Genomic DNA, 14,847 nt, shown 5'->3' on the forward strand with positions numbered 1-14,847 from the left:
GCGGTGTACGTCAATCCCAAGCACGACATCACCGACAAGGTGATCCGGGCGCTCAACGCGCCGCAGGCCGGCAACGGCGGCGGCAAGTGATGCGCGGGCGGCGTGGCGCTGCGGCTGGATGAGATCGTCGCCGCCCTGGGCGGCGAACTGAACGGCGATGGCACACGCCTCGTCGAGCGGCTGGCACCGCTGGCCGCGGCCGGGCCCGAGGCGCTGAGCTTCCTCAGCCACCCGAAATACCGCAAGGAGCTGGCCGCTTCCCGGGCCGGCTGCGTCATCGTCGCGCCGGCTATGCGCGAGGCGGCGGCCCAGCGCGGCGATTGCATCGTCGCGGACGACCCCTACCTCTACTTCGCCCGCCTGACGCAGCTGTGGAAGGCGCGGCACGGCCGGCCGCCGCGGCCGGGCGTGCATCCGAGCGCCGTCGTGGAGGAGGGCGCGCAGGTCGACCCCAGCGCCTCCATCGGCGCGCTGTGCGTGGTCGAGCGCGGCGCGCGCATCGGCGCCGGCACCGTGCTCGAGTCGCGCGTGACGGTGGGCGAGGACTGCGTCGTCGGCCAGCGCTGCCTGCTGCATCCCGGCGTGGTGATCGGCGCCGACGGCTTCGGCCTGGCGCCGCACCAGGGCGCCTGGGTGAAGATCGAGCAGCTCGGCGCGGTGCGCATCGGCGACGACGTGGAGATCGGCGCCAACACCTGCATCGACCGCGGCGCGCTGGAAGACACGGTGATCGAGGACGGCGTCAAGCTCGACAACCTGATCCAGATCGGCCACAACGTGCGCGTCGGCCGCCACACGGCGATGGCCGGCTGCGTGGGCGTGGCCGGCAGCGCCGACATCGGCGCCGGCTGCACCATCGGCGGCGGCGCGATCGTGCTGGGCCACCTGAAGCTGGCCGACGGCGTGCACATCTCGGCCGCCTCGGTGGTCACGCGCTCGATCCTCAAGCCGGGCCAGTACACCGGCATGTTCCCCATCGACGACAATGCGGCGTGGGAGAGGAACGCAGCCACGCTCCGGCAACTGCACACCCTCAGAGACCGAATCAAGGCCCTCGAGAAATCGGCGGGCGCGAACGACGCTGCACCATGACGACCACCACGCTGGACATCCACCAGATCCTCAAGCTCCTGCCGCACCGCTACCCGTTCCTGCTGGTGGACCGCGTGCTGGACATGGAGAAGGGCAAGCGCATCACGGCCTTGAAGAACGTGACGATGAACGAGCCCTTCTTCAACGGCCACTTCCCGCACCGGCCGGTGATGCCGGGCGTGCTGATGCTGGAGGCGATGGCGCAGGCGGCGGCGCTGCTGTCCTTCAAGTCGCTGGACATCGTGCCCGACGAGAACACCGTCTACTACTTCGCCGCCATCGACGGCGCCCGCTTCAAGCGGCCGGTGGAGCCGGGCGACCAGCTCACGCTGGAGGTGGAGATCGACCGCATGAAGGCCGGCATCTCCAAGTTCCGCGGGCGCGCCCGGGTGGGGGACGAACTGGCCTGCGAGGCGGAGCTGATGTGCGCGATGCGGCGCATCGACAGCCAGTGACCGCAGGCGCATGACGCGGATCCATCCCACGGCCCTGGTCGATCCGGGCGCCGAGCTCGATGCCTCGGTGCAGGTCGGCCCCTATGCGGTCATCGGCCCCAAGGTGCGCATCGGCGCGGGCTCGAGTGTGGGCGCGCATTGCGTGATCGAGGGGCGCACCACCATCGGGCGCGACAATCGCATCTTCCAGTTCGCGTCGCTGGGCGCGGTGCCGCAGGACAAGAAGCACGCCGGCGAGGACACCGAGCTGGTGATCGGCGACCGCAACGTCGTGCGCGAGTTCTGTACCTTCAACCTCGGCACCGTGCAGGACGCCGGCGCCACCCGCATCGGCGACGACAACTGGATCATGGCCTACGTGCACATCGCGCACGACTGCCAGGTGGGCAACCAGACGACCATGGCCAACAACGCCACCCTGGCCGGCCACGTGCAGGTGGGCGACTGGGCCACCATCGGCGGCCTGACGGGTGTGCTGCAGCGCATGCGCATCGGTGCGCACGCGATGGTCGGCTTCGCCAGCCACGTCAACAAGGACGTGCCGCCCTTCATGACGGTGGACGGCCATCCGCTGGCGGTGCGCGGCGTCAACCTGGTGGGCCTGCGCAGGCGCGACTTCTCCGCCGCCCGGCTGGCGGCGATCCGCGAGATGCACAAGCTGCTGTACCGCCAGGGCCTCACGCTCGACGAGGCGCGTGCCGGCATCCGCGCGCTGGCGCAGGCCACACCGGAGGCCGCAGACGACGTGGCGCTGATGGACGGCTTCCTCGGCAGCAGCGTCGGCGGCATCGCGCGCTGAATGTCCGCCCCCCGGCTTTGCACTCGCTGCGCTCGCGCGACGCCACCCCCCGAGGGGGAGGCGCGGCACGTCTTGGGGCGGCCCGGCGACGGCCGCCGGGCGCCATGAACACGCGACGTTTCGCACTGGTGGCCGGCGAGGCGTCCGGCGACCTGCTCGCGGGACTGCTGCTCGACGGCCTTCAGGCGCGCTGGCCCGGCATGCAGGCCGTGGGCATCGGCGGGCCGCAGATGCTGGCCCGCGGCTTCGAGAGCTGGTGGCCGCAGGAAAAGCTGGCCGTGCGCGGCTACATCGAAGTGCTGCGCCATTACGCCGAGATCGCCGGCATCCGCCGCAAGCTCAAGGCGCGCCTGCTGCAGGAGTGGCCGCCGATGTTCATCGGCGTCGATGCGCCCGACTTCAACCTCGAGCTCGAGGCCGCGCTGCGCAGCCGCGGCATGAAGACGGTGCACTTCGTCTGCCCGTCGATCTGGGCCTGGCGCCCGGAACGCATCGAGAAGATCCGCGCCGCGGCTGACCACGTGCTGTGCATCTTCCCCTTCGAGCCCGCGCTGCTGGAGCGGCAGGGCGTGCAGGCCAGCTACGTCGGCCACCCGCTGGCCAACGTGATCCCGATGCAGTCCGACCGCTCTGCCGCGCGCCGGGCGCTGGGCCTGCCGGAGGAGGGCACGGTGGTCGCGCTGCTGCCGGGCAGCCGGCGCTCCGAGCTGCGCTACCTGGCGTCCCGCTTCTTCGCGGCCGCCGCGCTGATGCACGAAGCGCAGCCGGACATCCGCTTCGCCATGCCCGTGATCCCCAGCCTGCGCGACGAGGCGCAGCAGATGCTGGCCGCCAGCGGCATGGCCGGCCGGGTGCAGATGGTGGACGGCCAGTCGCATGCGGTGCTCGCCGCCTGCGACGCGACGCTCATTGCCAGCGGCACGGCGACACTGGAGGCGGCCCTGTTCAAGCGGCCGATGGTCATCGCCTACAACATGAACCGCATGTCGTGGCGGCTGATGCGCCGCCAGCAGCTGCAGCCCTGGGTCGGCCTGCCGAACATCCTGTGCAACGAGTTCGTGGTGCCCGAACTGCTGCAGGACGCCGCCACGCCCGAGGCGCTGGCGGAAGCCACGCTGGCATGGCTCCAGTCGCCCGACGAGGTGCGGGCGCTGGAGAGACAATTCACCGCCATGCACGAGCAATTGCGCCGCGACACGCCCACCCTGTGCGCCGATGCGATCCAGAAGGTTCTTGAAGGCTGAACAGACCCGGCTCCCTTGGGACGCGCCCGGCCTGGTCGCCGGCGTGGACGAGGCCGGCCGCGGCCCGCTGGCCGGCCCGGTGGTGGCGGCGGCGGTGATTCTCGACGACCAGCGCCCGATCAAGGGTCTGGCCGATTCCAAGGTGCTGACGGCATTGCAGCGCGAGCGGCTGCACGAGGAGATCCTGGCCAAGGCCCTGTGCTGCTCCATCGCGCAGGCCAGCGTGCAGGAGATCGACACCCACAACATCCTGCAGGCCACGATGCTGGCCATGCGCCGGGCGGTCGATGGCCTGCGCCTGAAGCCGGTGAAGGTGCTGGTGGACGGCAACCGGCTGCCGCCGCTGGACGTATTGGCCGAGGCGGTGGTCAAGGGCGACGCGCTGGTCAAGGCCATCTCCGCCGCCTCCATCCTGGCCAAGGTGCACCGCGACCGGCTGTGCCGGCAACTGCACGAGGAATTCCCGCACTATGGCTTCGCGGCCCACAAGGGCTACGGCACGCCGGAGCACCTGGAGGCGCTGCGGCGCCACGGCGCCTGCGCGCATCACCGGCGCTCCTTCTCGCCGGTGGCCGAGGCGCTGGCCCGCGGCCCGGCGGCGGAGGCGGGCGTCACGGTCGTCATGCAGGTCGAGGGCGCGACGGCCACGCTGGTGCGGGCCGCGCCATGACCGCCCCGGACCCGGTACGCATCGAGTCGGCGGCCAATCCGCTGCTCAAGGAACTGCGGCGCCTGCTGCGCGACCCCGGCGCCTACCGCCGCACCGGCCGGGTCTGGGTCGAGGGCGACCACCTGTGCCGGGCCGCCCTGCAGCGCGGCGTCCGGCCGGCGGCGGCGTTGTTCGCCGCGTCGTGCTGGGCGGCGCAGCAGGGGCAGTGGGCGGGCGTCGCCGCCAGGACGATGGTGGTCGACGACGCGCTCTGGCCGGCGCTGAGCACACTGGAGTCGCCGGCGCCGATGGGCTTCGTGATCGACCTGCCGCCCGCGCCCCTGCCGCAGGCCGGCGCCGCCACGGTGGTGCTCGACCGCGTGCAGGACGCCGGCAACGTCGGCTCCATTCTGCGCAGCGCGGCGGCCTTCGGCTTCGGCCAGGTGCTGGCCCTGAAGGGCACGGCGGCGCTGTGGAGCCCGAAGGTGCTGCGCGCCGGCATGGGCGCGCATTTCGGCCTGCGGCTGGTCGAGGGCGCCTCGGCGGCCGACGTGGCGGCGCTGGGCGTGCCGGCGGTGGCGACCAGTTCGCACCAGGGGCAGTGGCTGCACGCCGCGCGCCTGCCCCATCCCTGCGCCTGGTTGATGGGCCACGAGGGGCAGGGCGTGGGCGATGAACTCCAGGCTCTGGCGGCGGCGCACATCCGCATCGCCCAGCCGGGCGGGGAGGAGTCGCTGAACGTGGCGGCGGCGGCGGCGATCTGCCTGCACGCGAGCGCGGCGCAAGCCCTGAATTCGCCCGGGTGAAGGAGCCCGCGGGCTATAATCAAGGGCTTTCCCGCACACACCCTGCCCACAGCGCGCTCATTGCGTTAGTAGCCTACTCATTCGACGAAAGCCGCAACCCCTCGCCTGACCGCCAGGCACCTTGGGTTCGCTTTGGGCGTCATCCAGTTTCGGAGAACCCAGTGCTTTTGTCCCTCCAGGGCACCTTCCCCCGCGCCATCCTGGCGCTTGCCGACGGCACGGTCTTCCTCGGTACCTCCATCGGCGCGGCCGGCACGACCGTCGGCGAAGTGGTGTTCAACACCGCCATCACCGGCTACCAGGAAATCCTGACCGATCCGAGCTACCTGCAGCAGATCGTCACGCTGACCTATCCGCACATCGGCAACTACGGCGTCAACCTCGAGGACGTCGAGGCCGACAAGGTCCAGGCGGCCGGACTGATCGTCAAGGACCTGCCGCTCATCGCCTCCAACTTCCGCAAGACGGCCACGCTCAGCGAGTACCTGATCGCCAACGGCACGGTCGCCATCGCCGGCGTCGACACGCGCAAGCTGACACGCCACCTGCGCACCAAGGGCGCGCAGAACGGCGCCATCGTCGGCCTGGCCGCAGGCGAGCAGCCGACCCAGGTGCGCATCGACGAAGCCATCGCCGCCGCCCAGGCCGCGCCTTCCATGGCCGGGCTGGACCTGGCCAAGGTGGTGTCGACCCGTCAGGCCTACGAGTGGACCGAGACGGAGTGGAAGCTGGGCGCCGGCTACGGCGTGCAGATCACGCCGCGCTTCCACGTCGTGGCCTACGACTTCGGCGTGAAGCGCAACATCCTGCGCATGCTGGCCCAGCGCGGCGCGCGCATCACCGTGGTGCCGGCCCAGACGCCCGCGGCCGACGTGCTCCGGCTTAAGCCGGACGGGGTGTTCCTTTCCAACGGCCCCGGCGACCCGGAGCCCTGCGACTACGCCATCGCGGCCACCCGCACGCTGGTGGACACCGGCATCCCGGTGTTCGGCATCTGCCTGGGCCACCAGATCATGGCGCTGGCGGCGGGCGCGCAGACCTTCAAGATGGTCCACACCCATCACGGCGCCAACCATCCGGTCAAGGACCTGGACACCGGCCGCGTCAGCATCACCAGCCAGAACCACGGCTTCGCGGTGCACATGGAGTCGCTGCCGGCGACGCTGCGCGCCACCCACGTCAGCCTGTTCGACGGCACGCTGCAGGGCCTGGAGTTCAAGGACAGACCGGCCTTCTGCTTCCAGGGCCACCCGGAGGCCTCGCCCGGCCCGCACGACATCGGCTACCTGTTCGACCGCTTCGTCGCGCTCATCGAGAAACACAAGGCAGAACAACAACACAAGGCGGAGGCGGTGAATGCCTAAGCGCACAGACATCCAGAGCATCCTCATCATCGGCGCCGGCCCCATCGTCATCGGCCAGGCCTGCGAGTTCGACTACTCCGGCGTGCAGGCCTGCAAGGCGCTGCGCGAGGAGGGCTACAAGGTCATCCTGATCAACAGCAACCCCGCGACGATCATGACCGACCCGGCCACGGCCGACGTCACCTACATCGAACCGATCACCTGGCCCACGGTCGAGAAGATCATCGCCAAGGAGCGGCCCGACGCCATCCTGCCCACCATGGGCGGCCAGACGGCGCTGAACTGCGCGCTCGACCTGTGGCGCAACGGCGTGCTCGACAAGTACAGCGTCGAGCTGATCGGCGCCACGCCCGAGGCCATCGACAAGGCCGAGGACCGCCAGAAGTTCAAGGAGGCGATGACCAAGATCGGGCTGGGCTCGGCGCGCTCGGGCATCGCGCATTCGCTCGAGGAAGCGTGGGCGGTGCAGAAGAACGTCGGCTTCCCGACCATCATCCGCCCCAGCTTCACGCTGGGAGGCACCGGCGGCGGCATCGCCTACAACCCAGAGGAGTTCGAGGTCATCTGCAAGCGCGGCCTGGAGGCCTCGCCCACCAACGAACTGCTGATCGAGGAATCGCTGCTCGGCTGGAAGGAGTACGAGATGGAAGTGGTCCGCGACAAGGCGGACAACTGCATCATCGTCTGCTCGATCGAGAACCTGGACCCGATGGGCGTGCACACCGGCGACTCGATCACGGTGGCGCCGGCGCAGACGCTCACCGACAAGGAATACCAGATCATGCGCAACGCCTCGCTGGCGGTGCTGCGCGAGATCGGCGTCGACACCGGCGGCTCCAACGTGCAGTTCTCGGTCAACCCGAAGGACGGCCGGATGATCGTGATCGAAATGAACCCGCGCGTATCGCGTTCGTCGGCGCTGGCCTCCAAGGCCACCGGCTTCCCGATCGCCAAGGTGGCGGCCAAGCTGGCGGTGGGCTACACACTCGACGAACTGCGCAATGACATCACCGGCGGCGCCACGCCGGCCAGCTTCGAGCCCAGCATCGACTACGTCGTCACCAAGATCCCGCGCTTCGCCTTCGAGAAGTTCCCCGCGGCCGATTCGCGCCTGACGACGCAGATGAAGTCGGTGGGCGAGGTGATGGCGATGGGCCGCACCTTCCAGGAAAGCTTCCAGAAGGCGCTGCGCGGCCTGGAAGTCGGCGTGGACGGCATGAACGAGAAGACCCAGGACCGCGAGGTGCTGGAGAAGGAACTCGGCGAGCCCGGCCCCGAGCGCATCTGGTACGTGGGCGACGCCTTCGCCCAGGGCATGACGGTGGACGAGGTGTTCGACCTGACCAAGATCGACCGCTGGTTCCTGGTGCAGATCGAGGAGATCGTGAAGATCGAGCTCGAGCTGGAAACGAAGACGCTCGACGACATCGACGCCGACACGCTGCGCCTGCTCAAGCAGAAGGGTTTTTCCGACCGCCGCCTGGCCAGGCAGCTCAAGACCACCGACACGGCGGTGCGCGAGAAGCGCCGCGCCCTGGGCGTGCGCCCGGTCTACAAGCGCGTCGACACCTGCGCGGCCGAGTTCGCCACCAACACCGCCTACATGTACTCCACCTACGACGAGGAGTGCGAGGCCGAGCCGACCGCGAAGAAGAAGATCATGGTGCTCGGCGGCGGCCCCAATCGCATCGGCCAGGGCATCGAGTTCGACTACTGCTGCGTGCACGCCGCGCTGGCGATGCGCGAGGACGGCTACGAGACCATCATGGTCAACTGCAACCCGGAGACGGTCTCGACCGACTACGACACCTCCGACCGCCTGTACTTCGAGCCGCTGACGCTGGAAGACGTGCTGGAGATCGTCGACAAGGAGAAGCCGACCGGCGTGATCGTGCAGTACGGCGGCCAGACGCCGCTGAAGCTGGCGCTCGACCTGGAGGCCAACGGCGTGCCGATCATCGGCACCAGCCCCGACATGATCGACGCGGCGGAAGACCGCGAGCGCTTCCAGAAGCTGCTCAACGACCTGGGCCTGCGCCAGCCGCCCAACGCCACCGCGCGCACCGAGGCCGAGGCGCTGGAGAAGGCCGCCGCGCTGGGCTACCCGCTGGTGGTGCGCCCCAGCTACGTGCTGGGCGGCCGCGCCATGGAGATCGTGCACGAGCAGCGCGATCTGGAGCGCTACATGCGCGAGGCCGTCAAGGTGAGCAACGACTCGCCGGTGCTGCTCGACCGCTTCCTCAACGACGCGGTGGAGTGCGACGTGGACTGCATCCGCGACGCCGAGGGCCAGGTGCTGATCGGCGGCGTGATGGAGCACATCGAGCAGGCCGGCGTGCACTCGGGCGACTCCGCCTGCTCGCTGCCGCCCTACAGCCTGAAGGCCGAGACGGTGGCCGAGCTGAAGCGCCAGAGCGCCGCGATGGCCAAGGCGCTGAACGTGGTCGGCCTGATGAACGTGCAGTTCGCCATCCAGGAAAAGGACGGCCAGGACGTGATCTACGTGCTGGAGGTCAACCCGCGCGCCTCGCGCACCGTGCCCTACGTCAGCAAGGCCACCGGCATCCAGCTGGCCAAGGTGGCGGCGCGCTGCATGGCCGGCCAGTCGCTGGCCGCGCAGGGCATCACCAAGGAGGTGACGCCGCCGTACTTCAGCGTCAAGGAGGCGGTGTTCCCCTTCGTCAAGTTCCCGGGCGTGGACACCATCCTCGGCCCCGAGATGAAGTCCACCGGCGAGGTGATGGGCGTGGGCAAGACCTTCGGCGAGGCCTTCGTCAAGAGCCAGCTCGGCGCGGGCACCATCCTGCCGAAGTCGGGCAAGGTCTTCATCTCGGTGAAGAACAACGACAAGGCCCGTGCCGTCGAGTGCGCGCGCGGCCTGGTCAAGCTGGGCTTCGAACTGATCGCCACCAAGGGCACGGCCGCGGCCATCCAGGCGGCGGGCCTGCCGTGCGCGGTGGTCAACAAGGTGACCGAGGGGCGTCCGCACATCGTGGACATGCTCAAGAACAACGAGATCGCCCTGGTCATCAACACCGTTGAAGAACGCCGCAACGCGATCGCCGACTCGCGCGCCATCCGCACCTCTGCGCTGCTGGCGCGGGTGACGACCATCACCACCATCTTCGGCGCCGAGGCGGCGGTGGAGGGCATGCAGGACATGAACGACCTGGGCGTGATTTCCGTCCAGGAGATGCACGCCGAACTCGCGGCCTGAGGCTGCCGCCGCCGGCCGCTTGATGCGGCCGGCCGGCGCGGCATAATGGACCCAATTCGACACCGCCAGGCGGCAACGCCCGGCGGTTTTGCTTTTGATGACGGCCCGCCGCCCTGCCTGTCAGGCGGTGCGGGTCCGCACAACGACGGAGATTGCTGACATGGCCACGACCCTTCCCATCACCAAGCGCGGTGCCGAGAAGCTGCGCGAGGAACTGCACCGCCTCAAGACGGTGGAGCGTCCGGCGGTGATCAACGCCATCGCCGAGGCGCGCGCCCAGGGCGACCTGAGCGAGAACGCCGACTACGACGCGGCCAAGGACCGCCAGGGCTTCATCGAGGGCCGCATCCAGGAGATCGAGGGCAAGCTGTCGGTGGCGCAGGTCATCGACCCGAGCGAACTCGACGCCGGCGGCAAGGTGGTCTTCGGCGCCACCGTGGAACTGGAAGAGGAAAGCTCCGGCGAGGCCGTGAAGTACCAGATCGTCGGCGAGGACGAGGCCGACCTGAAGCAGGGCCTGATCAATGTCTCCAGCCCGATCGCCCGCGCGCTGATCGGCAAGGAGGAGGGCGACACCGCCGTGGTGCAGGCACCCGGCGGCGAGAAGCGCTACGAGATCGTCGCCGTCAGCTACCAGTGAAGCAGCGCGCCGCCCTGCTGGCCGCGGCCCTGTGGTGGGGCAGCCTGACGGCCATCGGCTTCCTGGTGGTGCCGATGCTGTTCGCCCACCTGGCCACGCCGGCCATGGCCGGCCAGATGGCGGCGAGGCTGTTCACGGCGCAGAGCTGGGTCTCGGTGGGCTGCGTGCTGGTGCTCCTGCTCGCCACCACGCGGCGCGATGCGGGGCCCGGCGCCTCGGCGCCGCCGGGGCTGATGTTCCTGCTGGCCGGGCTGCTGCTGGCGCTGCTGCTCGAGTACGGCGTCGCTCCGCGCATCGTGGCCCGCGAGAACCTGCGGCTGTGGCACGGCGTGGGCAGCGGGATGTATCTTCTGCAATGGCTGTGCGCCGGCGCCTTCCTCTGGCGCCTCGGCCGGCCGCGAGGATGAGCATGGAATCGCAGATCATCGAGATCGACGCCGACCAGTGGCAGGGCGTGGCCGGCCGGCCGGAGTGGACGGCGGGGCTGGAAGCGGGCAAGGTGCTGTTCTTCCCGCGCCTGCGCTTCGAGTTCCTGCCCGAGGAAAAGGCCTTACTGCGGCCGGACATCCGCGACCCCAAGTCGCGCAACATCAGCCTGAACGTCGATGGCGCCCTGAAGGGCGCCGCCGGCGACGCGGCGACCCAGACGGCGCTGGCGCGGATGATCGGGCGTTTCCGCGAACAGGCGAACGCGCTCATCGCCGGCCTGCTGCCGCACTATGTGCCCGCGCTGCGCCCGGCGCCCACCAGCTACCGGCCCTCGCAGGTGGAGACGCGCAGCCAGTCCTGGCGCGCCGACGACCGGCGGCTGCACGTCGATTCCTTTCCCTCGCGGCCGAACTACGGCGAGCGCATCCTGCGCGTCTTCACCAACGTGAACCCCGACGGCGCGCCGCGCGTGTGGCGGGTGGGCGAGCCGTTCTAAGCGGTGGCGCGCACCTTCCTGCCCAGGGCCAAGCCCTACGTGCGCTGGCAGGCGAAGGCCCTGCAGGCGCTGCATGTGACCAAGTCCTTCCGCAGCGAGTACGACCACCTGATGCTGCAACTGCACGACGGCATGAAGGGGGACATGGACTACCAGCAGCGCTCGCCGCAGGAGACCATGCCGTTCCCGGCCGGCTCCACCTGGGTGTGCTTCTCCGACCAGACCTCGCACGCCGTCATGTCGGGCCAGTACATGATGGAGCAGACGCTGTACCTGCCGCCGGGCTGCGAGTACGACCCGTCGGCCAGCCCGCTGGCGATCCTGCAGCGGCTGACCGGCCGCCCCCTGGTCGAGGCCCGGGGCGTCTGAGTCCGGGGCGCTATTCCTTCCAGTGCTCCGCCACCCAGGTGGCAGGCTCGATGTGCGCGAAACGCTTGTTGCGCTTGCCTTCCAGCGCATCGGGCGGGTTGCACTCGCCGTGGAAGATCACGATCCGCGCGTCCTTCGGGATGAAGGGCGGCTTCCAGTAGTTGGTCGGCCACGCCGGGATGCCGTGGTACTTGAAACTGGGGCACCACGCCGCCGGCCAGTACGCGAGCTTGCCCTGCGCATGCAGGTAGTGGGAGAGGTAGTCCTGCTCGTTGCGGTACTTGGCGCGCATCGCCTCGGTGTGGGCACGGAAGTGCTCCAGCACGTCGGCATGCGCGCCGATCTCGAAGCGGTACACCGAGGAATTGCCCACGATCCGTTCGCCGAAGCGCCAGAAGCGCGGGTAGTCGTGGATGATGAGGAACTCGCCGGGCTGGGTGAAGAAATCGTCCAGCGGGCCGACCACCACCACGTCCAGGTCGAGGAAGAGGGCGGTGCCCGAAAGGCCGTGCAGGTCGGCCTCGAAGGTGGTGAGCTTCTTCCAGGCGCCATCGCGCTGGCCGGGTGCCAGCTCGATGTTCAGCGGCGGGATCGGCAGGCACCGCACCTCGGGCCGGATGCCGTTCGCGTCGTCGGTCAGGCAGACGAAGTCGAAGTCGCCCGACAGGTGCCGGCGCACCATGCCGTAGAGACGGTTGACGTAATGGGGGCCGTACTTGGTGCCCCACTTCATGCACAGGACGTGGCGCTGGCTCACAGGCACCTCAGCCCTGGCGCTTCTTGACGGACTTCTGCTTCGGCTTGGCGCGCTTGACCAGCCCGCCCGGCGTGAGCCGCTGGTTGCCCAGCACGCGCAGCGTCTTGATCTCGGGCCGCTGGCCGCCGCGCTTGGCCGGCTTGACCACCTTCACGTCCTTGGGGCCGGGCCTGCGGTCCTCGTCGGCCGCACGTTCCTTGGGCGGGATGGGGCGCCACAGCACCAGCAGCTTGCCGATGTGCTGGATGGGGGCGGCGCCGAGGCTGTCGGCCAGTTCCGCCAGCATGGCCTCGCGCGCCGTGCGGTCGTCGGAGAAGACGCGGATCTTGATCAGGCCGTGCGCCTTGAGGGCCGCGTCGGCCTCCTTGCGCACGGCGGGGGTGAGCCCGTCGCTGCCGATCATCACGATCGGGTCGAGGTGGTGCGCATCGGCGCGGTGGAGCTTGCGCTGCGCGGGAGTCAGGGAAATGGCGGGCATCCCCGTATTATCGAGTCGGCTATGAAGATCCAGACCCAAAGCAAGAAGGTCAACAAGGCTTGGCTGAACGACCACGTCAACGACCCGTGGGTGAAGCTGGCGCAGAAGGAGGGCTACCGTGCCCGCGCCGCCTACAAGCTCAAGGAGATCGACGAGGCCCTCGGCCTGATCCGCTCCGGGCAGGTGGTGGTGGACCTGGGCTCCACGCCCGGCGCCTGGAGCCAGTACGTGCGCCGCCGCCTGGCGCCGGCTGGCGCGCTCCAGGGCGCCATCGTGGCGGTGGACATCCTGCCGATGGAGCCGATCGAGGGCGTGACCTTCCTGCACGGCGACTTCCGTGAGGAAGCGGTCCTGGCTCAGCTCAAGGAGGCGCTGGCCGGCCGGCCGGTGGACGTGGTGGTGTCGGACATGGCGCCCAACCTGTCCGGCGTGAGTTCGGCCGATGCGGCCCGCATCGCGCACCTGGTGGAACTGGCGGTGGATTTCGCGGTCCATCACCTGCGTCCGCAGGGGGCGCTGGTGGCCAAGGTCTTCCACGGCGGCGCTTATGACGAACTGGTCCGCCTGTTCCGCGCCAGTTTCCGCCAAGTGAAAACCTTCAAGCCCAAGGCCTCGCGCGACCGGTCTGCCGAAACCTTCCTCGTCGGCATCAGCCCCAAGCCGACTTCCGACACGGTTTGATACCTCTTCGCGCCGCGCGCCGGCAAAGTCCGCAAACCCGCGTCCGCCCTATGGCTGCCATAGGGAAATCACGGCTTTTCGCAGCTTGAAAAGCCTAGAATGACACGCAACTGACTTGTCCCGGGCGTGCCCCATGCGCCCGACATCGACTGGAGCTTCGTTTGAACAATCAGTGGTTTTCCAAGGTCGCCGTCTGGCTGGTCATCGCGATGGTGTTGTTCACTGTGTTCAAGCAGTTCGACACCCGCGGCGCGCTCGGCTCCAACACGGTGAGCTACTCCGAATTCCTGGAGCAGGTGCGCAGCAACCAGATCAAGAGCGCCGTCATCCCCGAGGGCCTCTCGGGCGGCGAGATCACCGCCATCACCACCGACGATCGCAAGATCCGCACCAACGCGACCGTGCTGGACCGCGGCATGGTGGGCGACCTGATCGACCACAACGTCAAGTTCGACGTCAAGCCGCGCGAAGAGGGCTCGCTGCTGATGACGCTGCTGGTGAGCTGGGGCCCGATGCTGCTGCTGATCGGCGTGTGGGTCTACTTCATGCGCCAGATGCAGGGCGGCGGCAAGGGCGGCGCCTTCAGCTTCGGCAAGAGCAAGGCGCGCATGCTCGACGAGAACAACAACACCGTCACCTTCGCCGACGTCGCCGGCTGCGACGAGGCCAAGGAGGAGGTGAAGGAAGTCGTCGACTTCCTGAAGGACCCGCAGAAGTTCCAGAAGCTGGGCGGGCGCATCCCGCGCGGCCTGCTGCTGGTCGGTCCGCCGGGTACCGGCAAGACGCTGCTGGCCAAGTCCATCGCCGGCGAGGCGAAGGTGCCGTTCTTCAGCATCTCGGGCTCCGACTTCGTCGAGATGTTCGTCGGCGTGGGCGCGGCCCGCGTGCGCGACATGTTCGAGAACGCCAAGAAGAACGCGCCCTGCATCATCTTCATCGACGAGATCGACGCGGTGGGCCGCCAGCGCGGCGCCGGCCTGGGCGGCGGCAACGACGAGCGCGAGCAGACGCTGAACCAGATGCTCGTGGAGATGGACGGCTTCGAGACCAATCTCGGCGTGATCGTGGTCGCGGCCACCAACCGCCCCGACATCCTCGACGCCGCCCTGCTGCGCCCCGGCCGCTTCGACCGGCAGGTCTACGTCACGCTGCCCGACATCCGCGGCCGCGAGCAGATCCTGAACGTGCACATGCGCAAGATCCCGATGGGGCAGGACGTCAACGCCAGCATCATCGCCCGCGGCACGCCCGGCATGAGCGGTGCCGACCTGGCCAACCTGTGCAACGAGGCCGCGCTGATGGCTGCCCGCCGCAACGCGCGCGTGGTCGAGATGCAGGACTTCGAGAAGGCCAAGGACAAGATCTTCATGG

At 69.2% G+C, this 14,847-nt stretch carries 14 protein-coding genes and 1 pseudogene; 13 read left to right on the plus strand and 2 right to left on the minus strand.

What is annotated here, in order from left to right; translation table 11 throughout:
• Nucleotides 1-102 precede the first annotated feature (102 nt).
• The 11 genes and pseudogenes from lpxD (at nucleotide 103) to ACIY1X_RS02275 (ending at nucleotide 11,560) form a co-directional block, all read left to right on the plus strand.
• Nucleotides 103-1,092, plus strand: coding sequence for a UDP-3-O-(3-hydroxymyristoyl)glucosamine N-acyltransferase (gene lpxD, locus ACIY1X_RS02225; RefSeq protein WP_399677668.1), 990 nt, complete (start codon nucleotides 103-105; stop codon nucleotides 1,090-1,092).
• The gene (fabZ, locus tag ACIY1X_RS02230; protein ID WP_399677670.1) at nucleotides 1,089-1,547 is read left to right on the plus strand and encodes a 3-hydroxyacyl-ACP dehydratase FabZ; all 459 of its coding nucleotides are present in this window, start codon (nucleotides 1,089-1,091) and stop codon (nucleotides 1,545-1,547) included. Before lpxD ends, fabZ begins: the two co-directional genes overlap by 4 nt.
• A 10-nt stretch (nucleotides 1,548-1,557) precedes the next feature.
• Nucleotides 1,558-2,346 (plus strand): acyl-ACP--UDP-N-acetylglucosamine O-acyltransferase, encoded by a 789-nt coding sequence (gene lpxA, locus ACIY1X_RS02235; RefSeq protein ID WP_399677672.1) that lies wholly within the window; start codon nucleotides 1,558-1,560, stop codon nucleotides 2,344-2,346.
• Between the two features lie 104 nt (nucleotides 2,347-2,450).
• Nucleotides 2,451-3,590 (plus strand): lipid-A-disaccharide synthase, encoded by a 1,140-nt coding sequence (gene lpxB, locus ACIY1X_RS02240; protein ID WP_399677674.1) that lies wholly within the window; start codon nucleotides 2,451-2,453, stop codon nucleotides 3,588-3,590.
• A complete protein-coding gene (rnhB, locus tag ACIY1X_RS02245; RefSeq protein ID WP_399677676.1) occupies nucleotides 3,562-4,260 on the plus strand; it encodes a ribonuclease HII in 699 nt (232 codons plus the stop codon). The genes lpxB and rnhB overlap by 29 nt, the downstream gene beginning before the upstream one ends.
• Nucleotides 4,257-5,045, plus strand: a complete 789-nt coding sequence (locus ACIY1X_RS02250; protein ID WP_399677678.1) for a TrmH family RNA methyltransferase — start codon at nucleotides 4,257-4,259, stop codon at nucleotides 5,043-5,045. The genes rnhB and ACIY1X_RS02250 overlap by 4 nt, the downstream gene beginning before the upstream one ends.
• 161 nt (nucleotides 5,046-5,206) lie before the next feature.
• Nucleotides 5,207-6,409 (plus strand): glutamine-hydrolyzing carbamoyl-phosphate synthase small subunit, encoded by a 1,203-nt coding sequence (gene carA / locus ACIY1X_RS02255; protein ID WP_399677680.1) that lies wholly within the window; start codon nucleotides 5,207-5,209, stop codon nucleotides 6,407-6,409.
• A complete protein-coding gene (carB, locus tag ACIY1X_RS02260) occupies nucleotides 6,402-9,626 on the plus strand; it encodes a carbamoyl-phosphate synthase large subunit (RefSeq protein ID WP_399677682.1) in 3,225 nt (1,074 codons plus the stop codon). Before carA ends, carB begins: the two co-directional genes overlap by 8 nt.
• Before the next feature lie 160 nt (nucleotides 9,627-9,786).
• Complete coding sequence (gene greA, locus ACIY1X_RS02265) at nucleotides 9,787-10,266, plus strand: transcription elongation factor GreA (protein ID WP_038210366.1); 480 nt, start codon at nucleotides 9,787-9,789, stop codon at nucleotides 10,264-10,266.
• Nucleotides 10,263-10,673 (plus strand): DUF4149 domain-containing protein, encoded by a 411-nt coding sequence (locus ACIY1X_RS02270; RefSeq protein WP_399677683.1) that lies wholly within the window; start codon nucleotides 10,263-10,265, stop codon nucleotides 10,671-10,673. Before greA ends, ACIY1X_RS02270 begins: the two co-directional genes overlap by 4 nt.
• Nucleotides 10,674-10,675: 2 nt before the next feature.
• Nucleotides 10,676-11,560: pseudogene (locus tag ACIY1X_RS02275) on the plus strand (Kdo hydroxylase family protein).
• A gap of 10 nt (nucleotides 11,561-11,570) precedes the next feature.
• Here ACIY1X_RS02275 and ACIY1X_RS02280 read toward each other — a convergent pair.
• On the minus strand, nucleotides 11,571-12,293 hold the full coding sequence (locus ACIY1X_RS02280; protein WP_399677692.1) for a glycosyltransferase: 723 nt from the start codon (nucleotides 12,291-12,293) through the stop codon (nucleotides 11,571-11,573).
• A gap of 31 nt (nucleotides 12,294-12,324) precedes the next feature.
• Entirely contained in the window at nucleotides 12,325-12,795 is a 471-nt protein-coding gene (locus ACIY1X_RS02285; protein WP_038209238.1) for a YhbY family RNA-binding protein, read from the minus strand.
• Nucleotides 12,796-12,816: 21 nt separating this feature from the next.
• On the opposite strand from ACIY1X_RS02285, the gene ACIY1X_RS02290 reads away from it, so the two are divergent.
• A complete protein-coding gene (locus ACIY1X_RS02290) occupies nucleotides 12,817-13,476 on the plus strand; it encodes an RlmE family RNA methyltransferase (RefSeq protein WP_399677684.1) in 660 nt (219 codons plus the stop codon).
• Between the two features lie 161 nt (nucleotides 13,477-13,637).
• The coding region (ftsH, locus tag ACIY1X_RS02295) for an ATP-dependent zinc metalloprotease FtsH (protein ID WP_399677685.1) at nucleotides 13,638-14,847 on the plus strand (1,210 nt) is incomplete at its 3' end.

This window comes from Xenophilus sp., from assembly GCF_044462705.1.
GTDB lineage: Bacteria > Pseudomonadota > Gammaproteobacteria > Burkholderiales > Burkholderiaceae_C > Xenophilus > Xenophilus azovorans.

Excerpts from the sequence above, each read along its gene's own strand:
- ACIY1X_RS02280 (WP_399677692.1), bottom strand. The coding sequence starts at position 12,293 with ATGAAGTGGGGCACCAAGTACGGCCCCCATTACGTCAACCGTCTCTAC.
- lpxA (WP_399677672.1), top strand. The coding sequence starts at position 1,558 with ATGACGCGGATCCATCCCACGGCCCTGGTCGATCCGGGCGCCGAGCTC.
- greA (WP_038210366.1), top strand. The coding sequence starts at position 9,787 with ATGGCCACGACCCTTCCCATCACCAAGCGCGGTGCCGAGAAGCTGCGC.
- fabZ (WP_399677670.1), top strand. The coding sequence starts at position 1,089 with ATGACGACCACCACGCTGGACATCCACCAGATCCTCAAGCTCCTGCCG.
- ACIY1X_RS02285 (WP_038209238.1), bottom strand. The coding sequence starts at position 12,795 with ATGCCCGCCATTTCCCTGACTCCCGCGCAGCGCAAGCTCCACCGCGCC.
- rnhB (WP_399677676.1), top strand. The coding sequence starts at position 3,562 with ATGCGATCCAGAAGGTTCTTGAAGGCTGAACAGACCCGGCTCCCTTGG.
- lpxB (WP_399677674.1), top strand. The coding sequence starts at position 2,451 with ATGAACACGCGACGTTTCGCACTGGTGGCCGGCGAGGCGTCCGGCGAC.
- ACIY1X_RS02290 (WP_399677684.1), top strand. The coding sequence starts at position 12,817 with ATGAAGATCCAGACCCAAAGCAAGAAGGTCAACAAGGCTTGGCTGAAC.
- carB (WP_399677682.1), top strand. The coding sequence starts at position 6,402 with ATGCCTAAGCGCACAGACATCCAGAGCATCCTCATCATCGGCGCCGGC.
- ACIY1X_RS02250 (WP_399677678.1), top strand. The coding sequence starts at position 4,257 with ATGACCGCCCCGGACCCGGTACGCATCGAGTCGGCGGCCAATCCGCTG.